The 15,671-nt window shown below is 49.8% G+C and carries 9 protein-coding genes; 7 read left to right on the top strand and 2 right to left on the bottom strand.

All coding sequences use genetic code 11. The features are described from left to right. Nucleotides 1-73 precede the first annotated feature (73 nt). The 6 genes from DXN05_RS19470 (at nt 74) to DXN05_RS19445 (ending at nt 12,493) form a co-directional block, all read left to right on the top strand. Nucleotides 74-3,580: a VCBS repeat-containing protein gene (locus DXN05_RS19470; protein ID WP_245975250.1), complete on the top strand. Its 3,507-nt coding sequence runs from the start codon at nt 74-76 to the stop codon at nt 3,578-3,580. Between the two features lie 148 nt (nt 3,581-3,728). Continuing rightward, nucleotides 3,729-4,313, top strand: a complete 585-nt coding sequence (locus DXN05_RS19465) for an RNA polymerase sigma-70 factor (protein WP_116848966.1) — start codon at nt 3,729-3,731, stop codon at nt 4,311-4,313. Between the two features lie 133 nt (nt 4,314-4,446). Then, on the top strand, nt 4,447-7,002 hold the full coding sequence (locus tag DXN05_RS19460) for a T9SS type A sorting domain-containing protein (RefSeq protein ID WP_116848965.1): 2,556 nt from the start codon (nt 4,447-4,449) through the stop codon (nt 7,000-7,002). A 16-nt stretch (nt 7,003-7,018) separates the two neighbouring features. Next, complete coding sequence (locus tag DXN05_RS19455) at nt 7,019-8,989, top strand: sialate O-acetylesterase (protein ID WP_116848964.1); 1,971 nt, start codon at nt 7,019-7,021, stop codon at nt 8,987-8,989. Between the two features lie 130 nt (nt 8,990-9,119). Further along, nucleotides 9,120-11,084, top strand: coding sequence for a glycoside hydrolase family 97 protein (locus tag DXN05_RS19450; protein WP_116848963.1), 1,965 nt, complete (start codon nt 9,120-9,122; stop codon nt 11,082-11,084). 35 nt (nt 11,085-11,119) lie between these two features. Next, nucleotides 11,120-12,493, top strand: a complete 1,374-nt coding sequence (locus tag DXN05_RS19445; protein ID WP_116848962.1) for a glycoside hydrolase family 140 protein — start codon at nt 11,120-11,122, stop codon at nt 12,491-12,493. Nucleotides 12,494-12,734: 241 nt separating this feature from the next. Here DXN05_RS19445 and DXN05_RS19440 read toward each other — a convergent pair whose 3' ends face one another. Together DXN05_RS19440 and DXN05_RS19435 are read right to left on the bottom strand one after the other, a co-directional pair. After that, the gene (locus tag DXN05_RS19440; RefSeq protein ID WP_116848961.1) at nt 12,735-13,751 is read right to left on the bottom strand and encodes an LLM class flavin-dependent oxidoreductase; all 1,017 of its coding nucleotides are present in this window, start codon (nt 13,749-13,751) and stop codon (nt 12,735-12,737) included. 137 nt (nt 13,752-13,888) lie between these two features. Then, the gene (locus DXN05_RS19435; RefSeq protein WP_116848960.1) at nt 13,889-14,242 is read right to left on the bottom strand and encodes a c-type cytochrome; all 354 of its coding nucleotides are present in this window, start codon (nt 14,240-14,242) and stop codon (nt 13,889-13,891) included. 67 nt (nt 14,243-14,309) lie between these two features. Here DXN05_RS19435 and DXN05_RS19430 point away from each other — a divergent pair, with 67 nt between their 5' ends. Beyond that, on the top strand, nt 14,310-15,629 hold the full coding sequence (locus DXN05_RS19430; protein WP_116848959.1) for a glycoside hydrolase: 1,320 nt from the start codon (nt 14,310-14,312) through the stop codon (nt 15,627-15,629). Nucleotides 15,630-15,671 lie beyond the last annotated feature (42 nt).

The following is a 15,671-nucleotide window of genomic DNA, read 5'->3' as shown; positions in this document are numbered from 1 at the left end:
CTACTGCTTATTGCTGCTGATAACAATGTTTGTCTGCACCGCATGTTCGAAAAGGAAAACACTTTTCAAACAGGTGGATGCTGCGGCATCGGGTGTGCACTTTAACAACCGCATTACAGAAACCGATTCAGTTAATGTGCTGAACAACCAGTACATCTACAACGGCGGCGGTGTGGGTATCGGTGATTTTAACAATGATGGCCTGCCAGACCTGTATTTTACCGGGAACATGGTTTCCAACAAACTGTACCTGAACAATGGAAGTCTTACATTCAGCGATATTACCAGCGAAGCCCGGGTTACCGGTGAAGGCAGGTGGTGCAGCGGTGTGGCCGTGGTAGACATTAATAACGACGGCTGGCAGGATATATACGTTTGCTGTACCAATGTGGCCGACATATCCAAACGCACGCACCTGCTGTATGTAAATATGGGGCTTAACGCTGCACGCCACCCGGTGTTCAAGGAGTGTGCAGCAGCATACGGTCTTGCCGATACAGGTTATACCACACAGGCCGCATTCTTTGACTACGACAACGACGGCGACCTCGATGTATACCTGCTCAACAATAAGCCCGGGCCTTTTTACCAGAATACTTTTTCAAGGCAAATCATCAGCGACGGAGCCAGCAACCCCAATGCAGATATGCTGTACGAAAACACAGGGTCAGATTCATTGGGGCACCCGTTTTACAAAAACGTATCGGCACAGGCCGGTATCCGGGAAACAGGATACGGGCTGGGCATCAATATCTGTGATTTAAACGGCGATGGCTGGAAAGATGTATTCGTGAGCAACGATTTCATTTCAGGAGATGTGGCCTATATCAACAACCGCGACAAGACTTTTACTGACAAGGCAAAAACCTATTTCAAACATACCAGCTTTGCGGCCATGGGCAACAGCGTAAGCGATATCAACAACGATGGCAGGCCCGATGTGATAGAACTTGACATGAACCCGGAAGATAACTACCGCCGCAAAATGATGCTGGGTGCGAATAATTACCTGATTTACCAAAACTTCGATCAGTACCATTACCAGTACCAGTACACCCGTAACACACTGCAGCTGAACCAGGGGCCGCGCATCGGCAATGGTGACAGTATCGGTGATCCGCTGTTCAGTGAAGTGGCTTATTTCGCAGGCATTGAAGCGACAGACTGGAGCTGGACACCGCTGGTAGCAGATTTTGACTGCGATGGCTGGAAAGACCTGGTAGTAACCAACGGGTTTCCGAAAGACCTTACCGATCATGATTTTATCGCCTACCGCGATGCAGCTGCCGGCATCATGAACAAAAAACAGCTGCTGAGCCAGATACCGGCCATCAAACTCAGGAACTATGCTTTCCGTAACAACACACGTGTGGGTTTTGATAATACTACAGAAGACTGGGGTATAAACACCGCCTCGTTTTCAAACGGCGCAGCTTATGCAGACCTCGATAACGATGGCGACCTGGATTACGTGGTAAACAATATCAATGATGAAGCCTTTGTATTTGAAAACCGCCGTATGAACAACGCGGAGCAGTCCGCGCATTACCTGCGCATCAGATGCCATGGTGATAAAGATAACCTCAATGCCATTGGCGCAACCTTATGGCTGTATGCAAAAGGGCAGGTGCAGCTGTATGAAAATTCACCCTATAAAGGCTACCTGTCAACAGTTGAAAATATTGCCTCCTTTGGTTTGCCTGATGGCGTAAAGCCTGATTCGCTGGTGGTTTTTTACAATGGCCGCAAAAAGCTGATCGTGCAACCAGGTATTGACCAGACTTTGCAGGTAAACGTGTGTGCCAATACAACAGCAGTCTTGCAGCAGCAGCCTGCTGTTGCAGCAGGCAATCTTTTTTCGGATATTACGGCTGCCAGTCATATCAACTACCGGGATACCGATTACGACTATATCGATTTCAACCGCCAGCGGCTGCTGCCGCACAAACTGTCGCAATACGGCCCTGCATTAGCTGCCGGCGATATCAATGGCGACGGGCTGGACGACCTGGTGATAGGAGCGCCTTACCAGCACAAGGAAACCGTTTTACTGCAAAAAACGGATGGCACGTTTACTGAAAAAGATTTGATCCCGGGCAGCACTGCAAAAGATAAAATACAGGAAGATGCAGGTATACTGCTTTTTGATGCAGATAACGACGGCATACCCGACCTGTACATCAGTTCCGGCAGCGTGGAAATGCCGCCCGGCTCGCCAGCTTATGCAGACCGGCTGTACCTGAATGACGGCAAGGGAAATTTCACGCTGCAGCAGCATGCATTACCAGGGATCAATGGCAGCATATCCTGCGTGAAAGCGGCTGATTTTGATAAAGACGGTGACCTGGATTTGTTTGTGGGAGAGCGCTCCAGGCCTGGTTTTTACCCGCAGGCAGTATCAGGTCACCTGCTGCGCAACGATTCTAAAAAAGGAAATGTTCATTTTACAGAAATCACCGGAGCGGCAGCACCTGCATTGCGCAACATCGGGATGATCTGTGATGCACTGTGGACAGACACCAATGGCGATGGCTGGGATGATCTGCTGCTTGCCGGTGAGTTTATGCCGCTGACCCTGTTGCAAAACAATCACGGCAAATTCGCCGATGTTACCCTGCAAACAGGCGTTGCACAGCAAACCGGTTGCTGGAACAGCCTGGTAGCAGGCGATTTTGACAACGATGGCCGCATGGACTATATAGCCGGCAATATGGGTGACAATAACTTTTTTCATGCCAGTGAACAATATCCATTCACTTTGTACGCGAAAGATTTTAACCAGGACGGGTTTTATGATGTAATTCCCGCGGTGTACCTGTATCCTGATGAACATCATACAACCGGTGATACAAAGGTGTTGTATCCGGTGCATACGAGAGACGATATGCTGGAGCAGCTGAACAATCTTCGTAAAAAATATTTCAGGCATGCAGTATATGCCGGTACCGCCATGCAGCAGCTATTGCCTGATACTGCATTGCACGATGCACTGGTGCTACACGCAGTGAACAGCAAAACCTGTTTGTTTCACAACAACGGCAATGGCACATTCACCTGTATACCCTTGCCCTGGCAGGCCCAGCTTTCAAGCGTATACGCAATGCTGACCGATGATTTTGACCAGGATGGCAACCTTGACCTGCTGCTTACCGGCAATGATTACGGTATGGAAGTGGCAGGCGGCAGAAGCGATGCGCTGAACGGGCTGTTGCTGAAAGGGGATGGCAGCGGGCATTTTACCGCGCTCAGCATGCTGCAGAGCGGCATTTGCATACCGGGCGATGGGAAGGCGCTGGTGAAACTGCGCATGGCAAACAATACCTACAGTGTTGCCGCATCGCAGCACAATGATGGATTGAAATTATTTGCGCTGAAACAAACTGCGCATATGCTGCCGCTGCTGCCGGGCGAAACCAGGGCATTGCATCTGTTGAAAAACGGCCGCAGGCGCATGGAAGAACCTGCGCTCGGGCAATCGTTTTATTCGCAGCATGCACGCTTTGTACAATGGAACGAAAATGACCGGGAAATACAGGTAACTGACCAGTTGGGCAGTGTGCGTAAGATTACTGCGCCCTAAAAGAAGATGGGCTGGCTAACTATGGAAGCACCGGGCCTGCCGGGTTGCGGCGGATGCGGGTAGAAATATCTGCGTCGTGTGCAATATTCTGGTTGCGCTATGGGTAAAATCGATAATTTGCAACATTGCTTTCCATAAGTGTCGCCATATGAACAGTGAAAGGGATCTTACCATATTGCTGAAATCAGGGGATCACCTTGCTTTTAAAAAAGTGTTTGACTGCCATGCCAGGAAAGTATATGCTTATGCCTACAAGTTTGTAAAAAATAAAAGCCAGGCAGAAGATCTTACACAGGATGTGTTTAAAAGATTGTGGGAGAAACGCGCACTGCTCAACGAAAACAAATCGCTCAACGGTTTTTTAATCACGCTCTGTTATCATGCCATTATAGAGCAGCTGCGCCGCAATAAAGCAGTATATACCGGCCTTACCGAAGGCATAGAAAATGAATACCTCGCGCCCGATAATTCCAATGCCGAGCAGCTGGAAGAAAGGGAAATACATTCCATATACAAGCAGGCAATTAACCGGCTTCCGCAAAAACGAAAAGAAATATACCTGCTCAGCCGTCATGAAGGCATGTCCAATATGGAAATTGCCAGCCGGCTTAATATCTCCGTTAAAACCGTAGAAAACCAGATGACGGCAGCATTGCAGTTTATCCGGTTTTATTTTAAATCAAAAGACCTGCTCATCAGCCTGCTCTTCCTTTTCCTTTTTCTGAAAAAATAACCGGTGCATCAATAGGGGCTACCCCTTGTATACAGCGTACTATAATTACGATTGCAGCGTTGGCTGAATCAGTTAGCCTTGCGCATTTGCCGCTATGCTGTTGCATTGCTTTGCTTAACGATAAATATGCCATATGAAACAAAACTTTACCTGTTGCTGTATGCAGCAGCGCATACTACTGCGCCGCTGCCTGAAAAAATGTGTACTGCTGCTTGTACTGGTTACAGGCATGCAGGCGGTGTTTGCCGGAACACAATATTATGTAAAACCCGATGGGAATGATGGTTTGGACGGGCTGACTGTGGGCACTGCTTTTCTCACCCTCAATCATTTTGCAGCCATTGCACAGCCCGGCGATGTGTGCAATATCAAAGGTGGTATTTACTACAACCAAACCTGTTATCTCTCTAACCCGGGAACAGGGCTGAAAGGCAGTGCAGGCAACGAAATTGTATTCAGGGCCGTGGATGGCGAAGTGCCCATTTTTGATGGAACAGGTGCGCCCGATAATTACCTGTTCTATGGTTATGCAGACAATACGAAATCACTGGCTTACTTAACATTCGATGGTATTATTATGCGCAATTACAACCGGGGAGGTATAGGACTGGATGGCAATGTATCAGTGAACCAGGCAGATGATTATGGCCAGTCAAACATACAGATCACGCACATAACCGTACGGCACTGCCTGGTAGACCAGTGCGGGCAGAAAGGCTTTACGTTTGCCGGTTGCTCGGATGTGCTGGTAGAAGATTGCATGGCCTGCAGAAATGGCTGGGATCCCAACTGGGGCTCATGGTCAAGTAATTTTAATATGTTCAAGGTGTGGGGTGATAATGTGCTGGTGCAGCGCTGCATTGCTTTTCACGGGGTAGATGTATCCTCGTATCATACAGATGGGAATGGGTTTATTGTTGATCTTTCTTATTATCATTCACACGTGAAGTTCTGGAACAACGTGGCATTGCTGAATGGCGGTGCAGGTATTATTATGACCAACAGTTCAGGCGGAAGGCTTGCGAACAACAGCGTGTACCAGAACAGCCAGGATCCTGATTACGGCACTACCTATGGCAATGTGCGCTGCGGCATTGGCACCTACGATGTAGCCGGGCGCAACGACCTGGTGCTGGAAAACAATATCGTGGTACAAAGCACCGGCACGGCCTTTAATACCGATGGCAACAGTTTAACAGGCAGTACGGTGCAGAACAACGATATACAGGGTATGTCGGGTTATGTGGATCCTTCCTTTGTAAATGCGGGAGCAGGTGATGTATCGCTGCAATCCGGCTCACCGGTTATTAACACGGGCATCAGTGATGCCAATACACCGGCAGATGCACTGTATTACGATCCGGCAATTATTACATCGCAAACCAGCGGGCAAAAGAAAAGCTGGTGGACACTGGCGCCCGACTACGATTATATCACCAGCAAGGGCGGCCTGAAATATTGCATCTACTCCATCCCGCACAATGGTACCGCAGATAAAGGTGCACGCGAATATGCCGGCAGTACCGGCGGCAGTGCTGGCCCAACCGTGTATGATGATGCACTGCAAAACGGCTGGACATACGATGGCTGGAATGCCGGTTACAATATCAGCAATGCCAATCCTGTTGAAGCAGGCACCAAATCCATTGCCGTACAGGTAACCGGTGCATGGGGTGCCATCCGTTTCAATAACACGGCTTCACAAAATGTTTCCGGTTACAGTGGCTTTACCTTCTGGGCATATGGCGGCAGTGGTGGCAACAACATACAGGTGGTGTTTAAAAACAACGGCACCGAATCTGGCAGAAAAACTGTGTTTATCACCGGCGGCAGCTGGAATGCGTATACCATTAATTTAAGTGAGGTGGGCAGTCCTGCTGCTGTAAATGAAATATGGATACAGGATGCAAACGGTGCTGCACAAAACACTTTTTATGTAGATGATATACGGTTTGCAACAAACAACACAGACTATGTGCTGTACGATGATGCCGTGCAGGATGGCTGGAGCAACGACAGCTGGAGTGCCAATTACAACGCTGCCAACACCAGCCCTGTTGCTGCCGGTACTAAATCCACATCCATACAGATAACGGCTGCATGGGGTGCCATGCGTTACAACAGGTCTTCCCCGAAGGCGCTTAACGGGTTCAGCAGTTTTGTGTTCAGTGCCTATGGTGCTTCCGGTGGCAATAGTTTGCAGATTGTATTTAAAAACAATGGTACCGAAACCGGCAGGAAATCAGTGAACATTACGGGTGGCAGCTGGAACAGCTATACGGTTAACCTCGCAGATGTTGGCAGCCCATCGGCGGTTAATGAAATATGGATACACGATGGATCGGGCGGTGCGCAGCCTGCATTTTATATTGACCAGGTGCGTTTTACCACCGGCAATTCATTTGCTGCGAAAACAGCAGTGATGGCACAGCAAAATAAAGCTGCGGCAATGCAGTTATACCCCAACCCCGTAACAGGCAACAGCATCACGGTAACATTACCGTTAAGCACAGCTGCCAAAGGGTATTTTTCTGTTGTTGATAACGGTGGCCACCTGCAGCACATGCAGGCAGCGCTGCTGCAAAAAGTGAATCGTGTGGGACTGCCGTACCTGCCTGCAGGTGTGTACATGCTGGTAGCAGCTACGGCAGACGGGCGAAGATTTATGACAAGGTTTATTAAACAATAAAGAATGGTGGCTAACTATGCATTATTTACATAAGCAATGGGTATTGGTGTTACTGTGTTGCGGCTTACTGGCGCAGACAGGGTTTGCACAGTTAAGACTGGCAGGTATTTTTAGTGATCATGTAGTGTTGCAGCGGGAGAAGCCTGTTCCGGTATGGGGCTGGGCAGGTGCAGGCGAACGTATTACAGTGCGTTTGAATAACCGCATTGCCGTTACAAAAGCTGACCGACTGGGCAAATGGCGTGTGCAGCTGCCGCCTCTTGCAGCAGGCGGGCCGTATACCTTATCTGTTACAGGTAAAGGCACCACGTTACAGGTGAATGATGTGCTGATTGGAGAAGTGTGGCTGTGCGGCGGCCAGAGTAATATGGAATGGAAACTGGCTGATGTAACCAATGCCGGTACCGAATTGGCTGCTGCGGGCAATGATTTTATCAGGCAGGTAAAAATACCGGATACTTTATCCTTAACCCCGCTCGATGATATCGGAGCGCTGCAATGGACGCCTGCAACCACTGCCACTGTTGCGGACTTTACGGCTGCAGGGTATTTTTTCGCGAAGCAGCTGTACAATCAGTTGCATGTACCCATTGGCTTAATCAACGATAACTGGGGTGGCTCGCAGATAGAAGGCTGGATTAGCAAAAACGCCATGCTGCAAAGCAGTGAATTACGGGGCTATGCAGCCAATCTTCCCGGCACCTGGGATAGTATTGCTGCGCGCCTGCACAAGGGGATTGTACAGGAACTGCGTAAAACGGATGCAGGTTATGTGCAGCCGCCCACGCTAAGCAGCCTGCTGCAGCCGGGTTACGACTACCGCAAATGGCCGGCGATGTATGTACCCGGCAGCTGGGATTGGAAAGGCATGCCTGCCTACCGCGGTCAGGGGTATATGCGAAGAGACCTGGAAGTAACCGCAGCAGATTGTGATAAACCTGCATTGTTAAGTCTTGGCACAAACGACAGCAGGTATGTATTATACATCAACCAGGTGAAAGTAGCGGCAGGGCAGGATTCACTGGTGCGTATACAGCTGCCTGCGCATACATTTAAAGCAGGTACAAATACCCTCCTGCTGCAACAGGGCGCGCAGGTAAATCCCGCCTGGATGGGCATGGGTATTCATGGCGAAAAAGCGCAGGTGTTTATCTCGTTGAGTTCGCAAACCCTGTCGCTTGCAGATGACCAGTGGCACATGATGCCTGTTTTTGATAGCGCCGCTTTTTTTGCCAAACTCAATAACAACGCAGGTACTGCACTGTACAATGCCATGATACATCCGCTGGTGCCTTATGGATTGCGCGGGATAATATGGTACCAGGGAGAATCGAATACGGCGCGCGCTTACCAGTATCGCCGTGTTTTCCCTTTGCTGATCAATAGCTGGCGGCAGGAGTGGAAGGATAGCTTTCCTTTCCTGTTTGTGCAGTTGTCTTCATTCGGTACCAATCAAAGTGCCAATGCAGGCAGTGACTGGGCAGAACTGCGCGAAGCGCAACTGCAAACCCTGGCGCTCCCGGGCACTGCCATGGCAGTAACCATCGATATTGGTGATTCGGCCAATATCCACCCGCGCAACAAGCAGGATGTAGGCAGGCGACTGGCTGCCGCTGCATTCAATAAAGTATATCATTGGACAGTTCCTTACAGCGGCCCGCTGTACAATGCGGTAAGTTTTGATGGGGATAAGGCTGTTGTCAGTTTCTCATATGCACAGGCCGGACTGCAGGCAAAAGACAAATACGGTTACCTGCGCGGTTTTGAAATAGCAGGCGCCGATCATCATTTTTATTATGCCCGGGCAATTATTGCCGGTGGTAAAGTGATTGTGTGCAGCGAACAGGTGCGGCAGCCCTTAGCAGTGCGGTATGGCTGGAGCAATGCACCGGTAGACGCCAACCTGTACAATGCAGACGGGTTCCCGGCTTCACCTTTCAGAACAGATGACTGGCCGGGTATTACCGAAAAAAACTTGTTTGAATAGGCATGTTTAACAGTCTGCCGCAGCGTTGGGCAGACAAGGGATGATCTACGGGTTTTTTACAGGAAGGGACGGTTTTCCGTCCCTTTATAACCAGGTTTTCCGCAGATAAAAATCATAATTAATACAACAGATGAACCGATTTAAGAAAGCATTTGCAACTGTTTCGCTCTTTCTCTTCTTTTCCGTAAAACTGCTGGCCGGCGGCACTGGCAACTATATCATTTACTCGCCGGATAAAAAACTGGCAGTGCATGTATTCAATGTACTGCAGCCAGGTGGAAAAAGTGTAAGTGCTTACACATTTTACCGGCAAACTGCCAATGGCAGTGTGTTGCTGCTGGATACTGCTGCGCTTGGTGTGGAAGTAAATGGTGATACGCGGTTAACGGGCATTCCGCTTAAGCTGGATGTGCAGCCGGTACAATTGGTAACAGGAAAATATACCTTGTTAAGCGGCAAAAAAGTACAACAATCCTATACCTGTAATGAGCGGGTGATTAGCCTGCAGTACCCGGAACATACATTGGATATCGTGTTCCGCGTATTTAATGAAGGTATGGCGTTTTGTTACCGGGTACATGCGAAAGGTGCGGCAACAGTTAGCGGTGAATTGTCTGCGTTTAAGCTGCCGCACAGCTCCCGCATTTTTGCACAGCCTTATGATAAGCCCACCAAGTGGACGCCATCGCATGAAAACTATTATACAAACGGTGTAGCATCTGATACCTTACCCCAAACAACAGAAGGATATTGTTTTCCTGTACTGGCGCAAACAGGTGATCAGTGGTTGTTGCTTACGGAAGCTGGTTTGCATGGCGGCTACGTAGCATCGCACCTGTACTACGCGCAAAAGCAGCAGCAATATACCGTACGCTTTCCTGAAGCAACGGATGGCAATAACTATGGCGACAATACCGCGCATTTTAATAAACTGGTAGTAACGCCCTGGCGATGCATTACCGCAGGTACGGGCCTGCAGGATATAGTTGCAGCTGATATGGTAACACACCTGAGTGCACCTGCTGCAGTGAAAAAAACAAGCTGGATTAAGCCTGGTGCCGCATCATGGAGCTGGTGGAGTGATAATGACAGTCCGCAGGACTATAAGCGGATACTGCCATACATTGATCTTGCCGCACGCATGCACTGGCCCTATTCGCTCATTGATGCCAACTGGAACAGGATGCGCAACGGCAGCCTGGAAGATGTGGTAAAATATGCCAGCACAAAAAACGTGGGTATCTGGGTTTGGTACAACTCAGGCGGCCCGAACAATACAGTAAGTGAAGAGCCGCGTGATAAATTGTTTGATACTGCCATTCGCAGGCAAACCATGGCCTGGCTGCATAGCATTGGTGTTAAGGGTATTAAGGTAGATTTCTTTCAGTCAGACAAACAAATGATGATGCAGCAGTATACCGGTATACTGAAAGATGCAGCTGACAACGAACTACTGGTAAATTTTCATGGCTGCACACTGCCCAACGGCTGGAACAGAACCTGGCCCAACCTGCTGAGTATGGAAGCGGTGAGCGGACTGGAGTGTTATATGTTTAAAGATGGTTACGATACCGTAGCGCCGGTACAGAATACGATACTTCCGTTTACGCGCAATGCAGTGGGTAGTATGGATTATACGGTTACCGGTTTTACCAACAGGAAGATTGTGCATAAAACAACTTATATGCATGAGATTGCATTGAGCATTTTATTTGAAAGCGGCATTGTGCATTATGCGGATACACCTGCTGCGTACGATACCCTGCCTGGTGCATTGCACCGGTTGCTGATGAATGTGCCTGCTGCCTGGGATGAGGTGAAATACCTTGCCGGTGAGCCTGGCAAAGAACTGGTGCTGGCAAGGCGCAAAGGCAATACCTGGTATGTGGCTGCTGTAAATGCCGGTGCTGCTGAAAAGGAGCTTACAATTAACTGGCAGCTGCTGGCACCCGGCAAGCCATTGACCCTGCAGTATATGGAAGATGGAGATACACCGGGCAGCTTCAGGGTAACGGATGTGCAGCAATGGCCCCCAACCATACGGCTACATGCTTATGGCGGCTGTGTGATGGTTGCTACTGTTGCGCACTTATAATTGAAACAGGTTAACTTCAACGAAAATATGTTGCTATGCGAAAAATGGGTTTGCTGTTATGCTTTGTATTGACTGCTTTTAAAATAGGCGCTCAACCATTGACGGATCGTTTGAAAGTAAGCACCAACGGGCACTACCTGCAACACACCAACGGGCAGGCTTTTTTCTGGTTAGGTGATACGGGGTGGGAGTTGTTTCACCGCCTGGATGCTGCTGAGATAAAACAATACCTCGACAACCGTGCAGCCAAGGGTTTCAATGTGATACAGGCCGTGGCGCTGGCAGAATTCAACGGCCTGCGCAAACCCAACCGTTATAACCAGTTGCCGTTGGTGAACGAAAACCCGGCAACACCCAACCCGGCTTACTTTGCGTTAATAGACAGTACAGTAAAGTGGTCGCAGCAGCGCGGTTTGTACCTGGCGCTGTTGCCTGCATGGGGCGATAAGGTAACACCGCACTGGGGCGATGGTCCTGTTGTGTTTGATAGCATCAATGCTTATACTTATGGCCGCTGGCTGGGCAACCGTTATAAAAACAATACCAACATCATCTGGATACTGGGTGGTGACCGTCCTGCGGTAAAAGACAGTAATGACTGGCGCCCTATCTGGCGTGCCATGGCCAAAGGCATACTGGATGGTACGGCGAATCAGTGTTTGATAGCCTATCACCCCTGGGGTGGCAGTAACAGTACTTCACAATGGATACATAAGGAGAGCTGGCTTGATGTCAATATGTTTCAAAGTGGTCATGGTGGCGGGCATGATGTACCCTGCTGGGAGCTGGTTGCGCGCGACAGGCAGTTAACACCGGCCAAGCCAACGCTTGATGCAGAACCTAACTATGAAGATCATCCCGTGAACCCCTGGCCTAAATGGAACCCTGACAATGGGTATTACCGCGACTATGATGTGCGCAAGCAATTATACCGCTCCGTGTTTGCAGGTGCCTGTGGTGTTACTTACGGGCATCATGCAGTATGGCAGTTTATGAGTGCAAGGGAAGAAGCAGTGAACTATCCTGACAGGGGATGGATGAATGCGATGGATCGTCCCGGTGCAGTGCAGGCAGGGTACCTGCGCAGGCTTATGGAATCGCATACACAGCTGAACCGTATACCAGACAGCAGTTTGCTGCTGACACCCAATGGTCGCGGTGGTGAACATATGGAGGCGTGCAGGGATGAAGCGGGTACCTATGCCATGGTGTATCTGCCCATAGGGCGAAAGATTGCCGTCAATACGCAATCAATAAAATCAGCTCAACTAAGCTGTGCCTGGTTTAACCCGCGCACTGCACAAACACAGGCTGCCGGCACTATGCCCAACACGGGCACTGTTACTATTGAGCCACCCGTTACCGGTGTGGGATATGATTGGGTGCTGGTGATTAAGCAAAGCAGATAGAGAACAGCTGCAAGCTACGAGCATCGAGCTACGGGTTTGCAGCTGTTGGCTCATAGCTGTTAGCTTGGATAGGCTAAGTGTATGTATTGTTCTGGTCGTTTAGTTAAGCGTGATAGATATTTTTTACCGCAAAGGACACAAAGAGAAAACCCACAAAGGGCGCAAAGGGGCTGCTGATTAAACGACATTGGCTCACCATTTACTATAAGAGATCTCATTTACCCTTCACAGCAACTTCCTGCTATTCCTTATCTCCAAACACTTCTGCAAACAAACGGTATGATTTCAGTTTTGCTTCTTCGTCAAAAATGTGGGAGGTGGCCATGATCTCGTTTACACCTGTTTCGGCAACGAACTGCTCCAGCCGGCGGCTGATGGTTTCTTTATCGCCTGCAAAAGTGTAGCGCAGCATTTCGTTGGTCATGTATTGCTGTGCATCATCCCAAACACCGGCCATTGTATCAACAGGTGGTTGCAATGGTTCTCTTTTGCCGGTAACAATGCCCAGGAACAACTGCTGCAGGGAGGTGAGCAGTTTAGCTGCTTCGGGTGTGCTGTCTGCGGCTACCACGTTTACACAGGCAAGCACATAAGGCTTGTCGAGTTGTGCGGAGGGCTGAAATTCTTCCCGGTAAATCTGTATGGCCTGTTTAAATGCCTGCGGTGCAAAATGGCTGGCAAATGCATAGGGTAAACCCATGGCTGCTGCCAGGTGTGCGCTGTCTGTGCTGGAGCCCAGTACCCAGATGGGGATGTTTAACCCTTCGCCGGGAAATGCACGCAGTGCGGACTTTTCATTCTCCGGGGAGAACAAGGTTTGCAACTGGCGTATATCCTGGTAAAAATTATGTGCTGCGTTAATGTTCAGTCCGCGGATGGCGCGCGAGGTAAGCTGATCGCTGCCGGGTGCCCTGCCCAAACCAAGATCGATACGGCCGGGGTACAGGGAGGCGAGTGTGCCAAACTGTTCTGCCACTACCAATGGTGCGTGGTTGGGCAGCATAATGCCGCCGCTGCCTACACGAATGGTGCTGGTATTGTCTGCTACATAACCTATCAGTAAAGAGGTGGCGCTGCTGGCCACATTGGGCATGTTGTGGTGTTCGGCAAACCAATACCGGGTGTAACCCAGTTTTTCTGCCTGTTGTGCCTGGCGCAGGCTTTCATGAAAGCTGTCTGCCGGGGTAAGTCCCGCCTTAATAGTGGCGAGGTCCAATACGGAATATTTTACTGCGCTGAGTGTGTGCTGATTGCTCATCTGGTGGTCTTATTGGTTGTGTTTCGTTGCTAATCCTTCCGGACTGCAAAAATAACCCTAAAAACGAGCGCCCGAACAATGCGGCAGATGCGCAATGTTTTTTTAACAGTTGCTGTATAAGACCGCACTAGCAGGCTTTATTTATGCTGGTGCTGTAAAATATAGGCAGCCAGCTGCGCGGTTTCTTTTGAACTTAATACGCCTTCCCAGGCAGGCATGCCTTTTGAGATAACACCCTGTGAAATAGATTTTTGTATGGCTGCGGAGGTGCCGCCGTAAATCCATTGCCGGTCTGCCAGGCTGGGAATATTGTCCTTTCCTTTTAAGTCTGCACCATGACATCCGGCACACAATTGTGCGTACAGCGCACCGGCTGTGCGTTCCGAAGGACTACTTTGAAGGAAGCGAAGGTTTTTTACCTGGGCGGAGCCATCCCTCCTTGATGCCGTTGCCGGTGTCCTCACCGGCAACCAACTTACGCGTCGATCCATTCACTATTGACTATTCACCGGCTTTCTGTCACTCACTATATCCCTCAAAAGCCGTAATTTAAAACATATGAAATACTTCCTGTTTGTATGGTGTTGCATCGTCCCGCTGCTGGCAATGGCCAGGCAGGTGGTTGTGGACACGGCTGCTGCTCCGCTTAATGGTCCCTGGAAATTTGCCACGGGTGATGACCTGCGCCGGGCTGATCCTGGTTTTGATGATGCGGGCTGGGAACAGGTAGATCTCACCCCGCCGCCCGGCGCTCATGACGGAGATGTGGGTCTTTCGGGATATGTACCCGGCTGGTGTGCCCGGGGCCATGCCGGATATCACGGTTATGCCTGGTACCGCCTGAAAGTAAATGTGGCAGCCGGCATAGGAGATACCTTATTGCTCGCAGCACCTGCAAGTGTAGATGATGCCTACCAGCTTTTTGTAAACGGACAGTCTTTTGGCGGCAACGCCCGGTTTAACGGAACGCGGCCTGTTGTATACAGCATCCGCCCACGGGTGTTCCGGTTGCCGCTGGCTTCAGCTGCAGTAACACCGGAAGGCAACCGCACGTTGGTGCTGGCTTTCAGGGTGTGGATGGATGCGGGTAGTTTATCAGGGGGCAATGATGTGGGCGGTATACATATTGCGCCTGTAACAGGCACTGCAAAAACGCTGCTGCCACATTACCGCATGCAATGGCGGCAAACCATTCTCGGTTATATTGTTGATGTGATAGAGCCGCTTATTTTTATCGTGCTGGCCTTTATGGCGTATCGCCACGCAAGGGCCAGCAGGCAGTCCCGTTTTTACCGCTGGCTGATGTGCGCGCTTGTATTAACCGCACTGGTGCGCGTGAACCAGGCCACCTACTCCTGGTGGCAATTTGAAAGCATACAGGTTTATGATCTTGCACGGAATTTTTTACTGGTGCCGCTTGTACTGGGTGCATGGACGATCACCTGGTATCATGGTTTGCGTTCAGCCCAACCCGCTAAACCGCCTGTATTGATTGCCGTGTTAACGGTGTTGCTGTTATGCGCCCAGTTATTGCACCTGCAATACGTTCACCTGGTGCCACCGGCAATAAATAAGGTTGCAACTATTGTTTCATCTTACCTGCGCCTGTTGTTGATTGCCTGCCTGCTGTTGATTGCCATTAACGCTTTGCGGCACAAACATCGTGACAGGTGGCTGATACTGCCTGCCATGCTGCTGGTGAGTATCGGTTTGTTTGCTGATGAATTGTCTTCTCTTGGTGTGCAGGGTATCTGGTTCCCGTTTGGTGTAGGTGTATCACGCACACAGTTTGCGTATGCAGTGCTGGAGGGGTATTTGTTGGTGTGGCTGCTGCGCAGGGGCGGGCTGGGGAGTGGAATACCGGTGAATAGTGAATAGTCAATAAAATAGTCCCGGCCAGGCCGGGACTATTTTATTGAC

Source organism: Deminuibacter soli (genome assembly GCF_003412455.1).
Lineage (GTDB): Bacteria > Bacteroidota > Bacteroidia > Chitinophagales > Chitinophagaceae > Deminuibacter > Deminuibacter soli.
The sequence above is the reverse complement of the archived record's forward strand: the minus strand, read 5'-3'. Positions and strand labels throughout refer to the sequence as shown.